This window comes from Streptomyces sp. NPDC054847, from assembly GCF_053610925.1.
Map to the genome: position 1 here is coordinate 1 of NZ_JBSGZJ010000368.1, position 7,211 is coordinate 7,211.

General features: G+C 71.7%; 7 protein-coding genes. 5 read left to right on the top strand and 2 right to left on the bottom strand.

Going from position 1 to position 7,211, the window contains the following annotated elements; translation table 11 throughout:
* Nucleotides 1–133: 133 nt before the first annotated feature.
* Nucleotides 134–1,492, bottom strand: a complete 1,359-nt coding sequence (locus ACWGH4_RS27345) for an alkaline phosphatase PhoX (protein WP_453465641.1) — start codon at nucleotides 1,490–1,492, stop codon at nucleotides 134–136.
* Nucleotides 1,493–2,000: 508 nt separating this feature from the next.
* Here ACWGH4_RS27345 and ACWGH4_RS27350 point away from each other — a divergent pair.
* Complete coding sequence (locus ACWGH4_RS27350) at nucleotides 2,001–2,213, top strand: hypothetical protein (RefSeq protein ID WP_453465643.1); 213 nt, start codon at nucleotides 2,001–2,003, stop codon at nucleotides 2,211–2,213.
* 49 nt (nucleotides 2,214–2,262) lie between these two features.
* Here ACWGH4_RS27350 and ACWGH4_RS27355 read toward each other — a convergent pair whose 3' ends face one another.
* Nucleotides 2,263–3,378, bottom strand: a complete 1,116-nt coding sequence (locus ACWGH4_RS27355) for a PP2C family protein-serine/threonine phosphatase (protein ID WP_453465645.1) — start codon at nucleotides 3,376–3,378, stop codon at nucleotides 2,263–2,265.
* 289 nt (nucleotides 3,379–3,667) lie between these two features.
* Here ACWGH4_RS27355 and ACWGH4_RS27360 point away from each other — a divergent pair, with 289 nt between their 5' ends.
* From ACWGH4_RS27360 to ACWGH4_RS27375, 4 genes are all read left to right on the top strand, one after another.
* Nucleotides 3,668–4,867, top strand: a complete 1,200-nt coding sequence (locus tag ACWGH4_RS27360) for a hypothetical protein (protein ID WP_453465647.1) — start codon at nucleotides 3,668–3,670, stop codon at nucleotides 4,865–4,867.
* A gap of 171 nt (nucleotides 4,868–5,038) precedes the next feature.
* Complete coding sequence (locus ACWGH4_RS27365; protein ID WP_453465649.1) at nucleotides 5,039–5,236, top strand: hypothetical protein; 198 nt, start codon at nucleotides 5,039–5,041, stop codon at nucleotides 5,234–5,236.
* Nucleotides 5,237–5,439: 203 nt separating this feature from the next.
* Nucleotides 5,440–6,651: an acyltransferase family protein gene (locus ACWGH4_RS27370; RefSeq protein WP_453465651.1), complete on the top strand. Its 1,212-nt coding sequence runs from the start codon at nucleotides 5,440–5,442 to the stop codon at nucleotides 6,649–6,651.
* Nucleotides 6,652–6,842: 191 nt separating this feature from the next.
* Nucleotides 6,843–7,091, top strand: a complete 249-nt coding sequence (locus tag ACWGH4_RS27375; RefSeq protein ID WP_453465653.1) for a hypothetical protein — start codon at nucleotides 6,843–6,845, stop codon at nucleotides 7,089–7,091.
* The last annotated feature ends 120 nt before the right edge of the window (nucleotides 7,092–7,211 follow it).

The following is a 7,211-nucleotide window of genomic DNA, read 5'->3' on the forward strand; positions in this document are numbered from 1 at the left end:
CGTCAGGACAGTGCCTGGCGACGGGTCGGCCCGGCGGCCGGATCGCGGCGGGCCGGTTCAGCCGGAGCAGCGCCCGGCCGGAAGCGTCCGCGACGCGGCGGCGGCAGCACGGCACCGCGGCCCTGCCGACGGATCAGAGCGCGCCTTGGCGCCAGGGGCCGGTGATCGCGAACGTGATACCCGGGGTCTGGATGTTCACGAACAGCCAGTTCCCGTTCTTCGGTTCGAACACCGAGCCGGCCCACTCCGAACCCCGGTGGTCGGCCGCCGGGACGTTCTTGCCCGCCGTCCCGCCGCGGAGATCCACGTCGTTGGCGGCGAAGCGGAAGATCTCGCCGTCCGGGGTCAGCCCGTGGACGTACTCGGTACCGCCACCGTCCTCGCACAGCACCAGACCGCCGCGGGGGCTGACGCACATGTTGTCCGGCGCGTTGAGCACCTCGGAGCCGGGGGAGGCGAAGAGCACCCGAAACTCGTCGGTGGCCGGGTCGAGTTCGAACACCTGGCCCTGGCGGGCGGGTCCACCGTCGGTCGTGATGACGTAGACGCGGTCGTTGCCGTACCAGGCGCCCTCGAGGCGGCTGAACACCGCGGCACCGTTCGCCTGTGCCTGAATTCGTACTGTGTCCGCCGCGGGGTCGACGTCGTCGACGGGCACCCAGGAGACGGTGCCGTACGCCTTCTCACCGTCGGACCGGGTGTCGTACGTCGTCGTTCCGATGCGCAGGGCCTCGAGGCGGCCACCCTTGGACAGGTCGCCCGGCACGGCCGGGACGAAGCGGTACAGCGACGCGTCGCCGCGGTCCTCGGTCTCGTAGACGTAGCCGGTCGCCGGGTCGACGGCGACGGCCTCGTGGTTGAACCGGCCCATGGCCTTGTAGGGCTCGGGGTTGCCCTTGCCTTCCGAGGCCACCTCGAAGATGTAGCCGTGGCGCTTGCCGGCCGTCGTGGAGAAGGTCTCCTCGCAGGTGAGCCAGGTGTTCCACGGGGTGGGCCCGCCGGCGCAGTTGCGCATCGTACCGCCGAGGCTGCCGTAGGACTCCAGCCACTGGCCGGCGTCCGGGTCGAAGACCAGGGTGGTCGTCCCGCCGCCGGCGGCGGGGTTGTAGGCCGGGGCGGTGAAGGCGGGCCCGGCGCCGAGCTCGTGGTTGCGGACGAGGTGGACCTTGTCGCCGTAGCGGAAGGCCGCCATGCCGTCGTGGGCACCGGGGGTGCGCACGCCGTCGTCCATGAGGTCGTTGGTCCAGCCGTACGAGATGTACTCGAAGCCCTGGGGCAGCTGGAGCAGTTCCAGGCCCGTCGCCTGGTCCTTGACCGGGCCGAGCGGGCCGTACCCGGCGTCGGATCCGAGCTTGACCGGCGCGGCTGCCGCCGTCCGCGCGGCCAGTGCCTGGAAGGGAAGGGAAGCCGCCGCGGCAACGGCGGCCCCGCGCAGGAGGGTGCGTCGCTCGAAACCGGGACCGGTCGGTCTTCCTGCGGACGTGCCTGTCATGGGAGTCCTCTCGAATGCAACGATCTGGGGAGCGGCACCGGTCACCCTAGGAGCGAACACCGCGCCCTTTTCCCAACGGGAAGTGAGCGTTGGGAGAACCGTTCCTTCCAGAAGCGGGGCCCACTGCGGACTTTGACGCCACCGCAGCCGCGCCGTCGGAGGCCGTAGGCGCGCCGCCTCGCACACCGACCCCGCCGCCCGTGGAGCGGTCCGACGCCCGGACCTGAGAAGGCCCACCCGTCACGTGACGGCCGGGGACTGCCTTGGCCCGGCCGGTGCCGGACCCGCGGCCACCGCTTCCGGGTCCGGACCCTGGGCTCGCATCCACGGCCGCACGGGGCCAGGGGGCGTCCGTCGAAGCCGCGGCGGGCCACCGGGCCCTGCCGCCCCGGCCTGCCGCAGGTCCTCGCCTACCCGGTGGCCCATCCCCCGTCCTGGGCCCCCGGCGGTCACCCGCGACCGCCGTCCCCAGGCGCTGGCCGCCCTGTTGGGCCGTACCCGCGCCCGCGTGCTGGCGGCCCTGGTCAGCACCGCGACCACGGGAGAGCTCGCCCTACGCCTGAAGATCTCCGCCTCCTCCGCGAGCGAACACATCACGGCCCTGAGGGAGGCCGACCTCGCGCACAGCCAACGCGCCCGCGCCCAAGTGATCCACACGCTCCCCCCGTTGGGCACCGCGCTCCTCCACGGCGAGCTCCCTCCCCACCCGGTGTCCGACTGAAGCAGCGGGCTGCGTGACGCCTGCTGCCGGCCGGGCCGGCGGCACGTCGTCAGCGGCGGACGACGAGTACCGCTGCGGTGTCGTCGTCGAAGCCGTGGCCGCTGTAGCGGACGAGGTCCTCACGCAGAAGGGTGATCATCCGGTCCGCGGGTTCCCTGATCCAGCCGCGCATCCGGTCCTCCAGAGGGTAGAAGGCCCCGGTGTGATCACGGGTCTCGCTCACGCCGTCCGTGAACATCAAGAGCCGGTCCCCTGGCTCGAAGCACAGTTCCTGGACGTCGTATTCGTTCCCAAGCCCGAGTCCGGAGAGGTTGACGGGGAGCGACGGGGAGGGCAGCTCGGCCGTGGTCAGGACATCCTGATGCTGGATGACGGGTGCCGGATGCCCACAGCTGAGGATCCGGACGACCGGTTCGTCGTGGGGGATCTCGGCGAGCAGCACGGTCGCGAACCGGCTGGCCACGTCCGAGTCCTGAGTCCGCTCCGCGTAGCGGGCCATGCTGAATTCCAGCCGTTCGGCCACAGCGGCGAGGTCGGGGGCCGTATAGGCGGACTCGCGGAACGAGCCGAGGAGGATGGACGCCGTCTCCAGCGCGCCAAGGCCTTTGCCCTGGACGTCTCCCAGCATGATCCGTACCGCGCCGCGCACTTCGAGAGCTTTGTAGAAGTCCCCGCCGACGTGTGCTCCCGCCGCTGACGCCTCGTAGAGGAGGTGGAGGTCGACGGGTCCCAGGTGTGACGGCATCGGGCGCTGCAGGGCCGTCTGCGCGGCTTCGGCGACGGAGTGCATCTGGCGGAGCTCCATCTCCCGGTTCCGCCGGAGACGGCTCGACCATACGGCGGCAACCGTCACGGCCAGGAGCACCGTCAGGTTGATCAGCACGCCGGGCACGTCCTCGGCCCGCCGTGCGGCCAGTCCCGCCGAGGCCACCATGGACAGCAGTCCGACGACCACGGTGCCACGGCTTCCCCAGGTCACGGCCGCCAGTGCCGGAGCCGCGAAGAGCACACGGTCGAAGGGTTCACGGTCGGAAGTGAGCACATCGGCCACGACGGACAGGGCGATCACCAGGAACGGAAGAAGACGGCCGACGATGTATCCGGCATCCGCCTTCCACGACAGATCGTCTTGGACAGTGCTGTGGTCACGCATCTGTTCATGCATGGACCGTTCCGCGCAAAAGGCGTCTGGGGACTACGCCGTTCGGTGGCGGGCGGCACAGCGGCGTCACCCGTTCCGACGGGTGGCGAGGCGCGGCTGACCGTGCCGGCGGATCGTCGACGCCCTCGCCGCGTGGACCACCCCGAGCCGGCCGCCGTCAGCAACCTCCCGCGACCCCGCAAACGAACAGAACGCTCCATGAACCAGGTGTGTCGGGCCTCACCCTCCTGTGTTTCCGCCGGCCGACGGGACCATACTGGAGCTGCCCGCGACCCCCTGACAGAACGACTCCATGCCGAAGACCAGTACCTCCTCGACCACCGCCCCCGCCACGACGTGGCTCGGGCACGGGCGCCACCTCGGGCCGACGCCCGAGCAGGACGTCCGGCGCAACCTCATCGCGCTCAAGGCCGCCGGGGTCATAGACGACTTTCTCGACCTCGCTCCCGCCGATGCCGCTGACGCCTTCACGGCCGGGGCGGGCGTCGGCGGCCTCCCCCACCCACCCGGCACGGACGAGAGCGCCGCCCCGCCGGACCCCGCCGCACGCCGCCTCTTCGAGGCCCGCTGGCGCGTGGACGGCGAGGTGACCGTGCGCGCCCAGCTGACCTGCTTCGACTCCCACGGCAGTCAACGTGACGGCGAGGCGGTCGGATGGGTGTTGGCCGCGAAGGCGGAACGGACCTGGGACCAGCGGTGGCCCTCCCCCGCGACGATGTTCTGGCCCGACAGCGACCGCGTCGACTGGGACCACGACACCGTCCCCGGTCTGCGGCTGCGGACCAGCAATCGGCTGCCGGACGACGACAAGGAGATGCGCCGTCTCCTCAAGGACTGCAGCCGCGTCAGCTGGAACATCCACATCGTCGTCCACGAGGCGATGACCCCCGACGCGCCCGGCCGCCGGCCCCTGACACCCTTCCTGCCGCCGAGCCTGCGCCATCGGGTGGTGGAGCACCGGGCCTCGCCGGAACAGTTCCAGATCGTCAACTGGGCGATGAGGGACCTGCACGTACGGGTGCCACGCGGCGGGGCGGTGGTCCTGCCCACGGCGTCGGCGGGCCCGGAGTACGACGCGGAACGCTTCGCCGTCCGCAGTGTCTTCCTGGACGGCTCGGAGCCGACGGAACTCGTCGACAAGGTCACCGCCTTCGCCGAGCTGCCGCGGACCTTGACCACCGAGGCCGAACAGGCCCTCGACAGCCTGCGCCACCGGTGGCACCTGCTCACCATGGAGGAGGAGTTGGCCCACACCCGCCGGCTCGTCACCAAGTACGCGGAGGCGCTCGAGGCCATGACCAGGTCCCGGGACCTGTACCGGGAAGCAGCCGAACTCGCGCAGGCCGCGCTGGCCGAGGCGACGGGCTCCGACAACGTGCCGCGCCCGGCCCCGGGCGACACGGCCGCCAAGCCCGCAGGCTCCCCGCGAAGTGCCCTGATCAAGGCACTGGGGCGCTTCAAGGACACGTCGAGGCAGCACCCTCAGAAGTAGCGGGTGCGCCCTCGGAAACAGCAGACCCCCTCGCCGCCGGCAACCGGACGCGAGGGGTTCCCCGTTCGATACGGGCCTGCTGCGCTTGATGGACAGCGTCTTCCACACGAGTGCGGCGATGCCGACGGCCCTGCCGTTCCTGATCCGTCTCGCAGCCGACCCGGGCATCCCGTGCGGGACGGCCTGCTCGGCCTCGTGGTCGTCGCCGCGGATCTCTCTCAGCCCGTCGACGCGGACGACGAACGCGCGGTGCTGCTCCTCGGCAAGGACGAGGACCACCCGGAACGCGAACAGTGCAGGGCCGTGTTCCTCCACCACGCGCCCCTGCTGCGTGAGCTGTTGGACGACGAGACCTTGCGCCCGGACTGATCAGTGCGGACGACCGCGAGTGCCTGCTGAACGCTGCGGCACCGCGCTGATCCCAGCCGCGGCCGGCCACCGGAGTGGCCAAGTCCGACGTACGGGACGCCTTCCGGCCCGTCGTCGGACGATGACCGCGGCCGGGCCGCTCCCGGAGGAACGCTGTCCTCCGTGCACGTCCTCTCCCATACTGGGCCGAGGGCAGGGGGGACATGACAGCGGAGACGGAGACCGAGCCACAGGCGCCCGCTCCTCGGCGCCGCGAACTGGACGCGCTGCGCGCCCTGATCGTTCTCGGCCTGGTCTTCTTCCATGCCGCCCTCGTCTTCGCGCCGGACGACGACTTCTACGTCAAGAACGCGGAGACGGCCGACGCCGTCACGGTGCTCGCGGGGTTCGGCGTTGTGTGGGCGATGCCCATGCTGTTCCTCGTGGCCGGCCTCGGCACCCGGCATTCGATGCGCCGCCGCGGCCCGGGCAGGTTCGCCCGCGAACGCCTGCTGCGCCTCGGTGTCCCGCTGGTCCTCGCCTCCCTCGTCCTCAACCCCCTCCCGCAGTGGCTGCGGCTGCGGGCGGCGGACCCCGGCTACCACGAGTCGTACTGGCGTTTCTGGCCCCGTTTCCTCACCGTCCACCCGGATCCCGGTGACTTCCCGTTCGTCCTCGACGGCCGCTACTTCGAGACCGGGCACCTGTGGTTCGTCGTACTCCTCCTCGCCTTCTGCCTGCTCCTCGTGCCGATCGCGGGCGTGGTCGCGGTAGCCGGCGGGCGCGCGGCGGCGGCGATGACCCGTCGGCCCGTGCTGCTCCTGCTGCCCGCGCTGCCACTGGCCCTGCTCAACGCGCTGCTGGGCATGGAGGAGGACTACGCGGGCTGGAACCGCTGGGCCTACCTGCTGTTCTTCCTCTGCGGCTACGCCCTGGCCGACGATGCCCGGTTCCGCGCCGCCCTGCGCCGCCTCGCCGTACCGGTCGGCCTGCTCGGGCTCGCCCTGTTCGCCGCGTCCGCGCCCGGATTCGTGGCGGGGGACGATCCGTTCACCGCCTGGAGCCCGCTCGCGCTGGCCACCCGGGCGCTGTTCGGGGCGGCAGGGTGGTGCTGGGTCGTGGCGATCCTGGGACTGCTGGACAGGCCGCGCGAAGGGGGCCTCTCCTCGGGCAGGGGCGGACGGGTGTGGGGGTATCTCGCGCTCGCCGCACTGCCGTTGTACGTGTTGCACCAGCCGGTCGTGGTCGCCTTCGCATACGCGGTGGTCGGATGGCCCGCGCCGATGCTGGTCAAGTACGCGGTGATCGTGGCGGGTTCACTGGCGGTGATCCTCGTCGTGTACGAGTACGCGGTGCGCAGGACCCGGGTGACGCGGTTCTTGTTCGGCATGCGCCCCGGGAACGCATCCGGCGGGACCGGGATCACGTCTCGGTGAGCTCCGCGAGCGCGATGTTCGGCCGGAGGACATCCGCCCCGGGGCCCCCACGGAACCCACCCCCGGCTGCGCCGTTCGGGCCGCGGCTGCGCCCGCCCTGGCGTGTGCGCTCGCGGGCACGTCCGAGAGGGCGAAGCATGTGCCGGACGAGCGCCTTGCGGACCGGGCGGACCACGGGAAGGGAACACGCGGTGATCGACGAAGCTGTCGTCCACGAACTGTTGGATGCGACCGATGACGACGCTGCCCTGGTGCTGCTGGAAGGGACGGCGCAGGTGGTCGACCGGACCGCCCTCGGCAGCGACGCGTTTCGCGGCGCGGCGGTGCTCCTGTCGCGCGCGGAGCTCGTGGACCGGCTGGGCACCTCGTCCCCTACCCAGGAAGACGTGGCGCGCGTCGCAGCATCATTGCGCGACGCCGTCGGCAAACTCGGCGCCTGAGAACACTCACCGCACCGCGACCTCCGTGCGGGGCGAAGCCCCGGGCGCCGCGTGAACCGGGCGGGTGCGGCTTCGGCCGGCGCTGCGGCAAAAGCCCCGGTGACGCGTCGTGCCTGTGGG

Bases quoted from the DNA above. Each gene is read 5' to 3' on its own strand.
- ACWGH4_RS27355 (WP_453465645.1), bottom strand. From the start codon at position 3,378: ATGCATGAACAGATGCGTGACCACAGCACTGTCCAAGACGATCTGTCG.
- ACWGH4_RS27370 (WP_453465651.1), top strand. From the start codon at position 5,440: ATGACAGCGGAGACGGAGACCGAGCCACAGGCGCCCGCTCCTCGGCGC.
- ACWGH4_RS27345 (WP_453465641.1), bottom strand. From the start codon at position 1,492: ATGACAGGCACGTCCGCAGGAAGACCGACCGGTCCCGGTTTCGAGCGA.
- ACWGH4_RS27360 (WP_453465647.1), top strand. From the start codon at position 3,668: ATGCCGAAGACCAGTACCTCCTCGACCACCGCCCCCGCCACGACGTGG.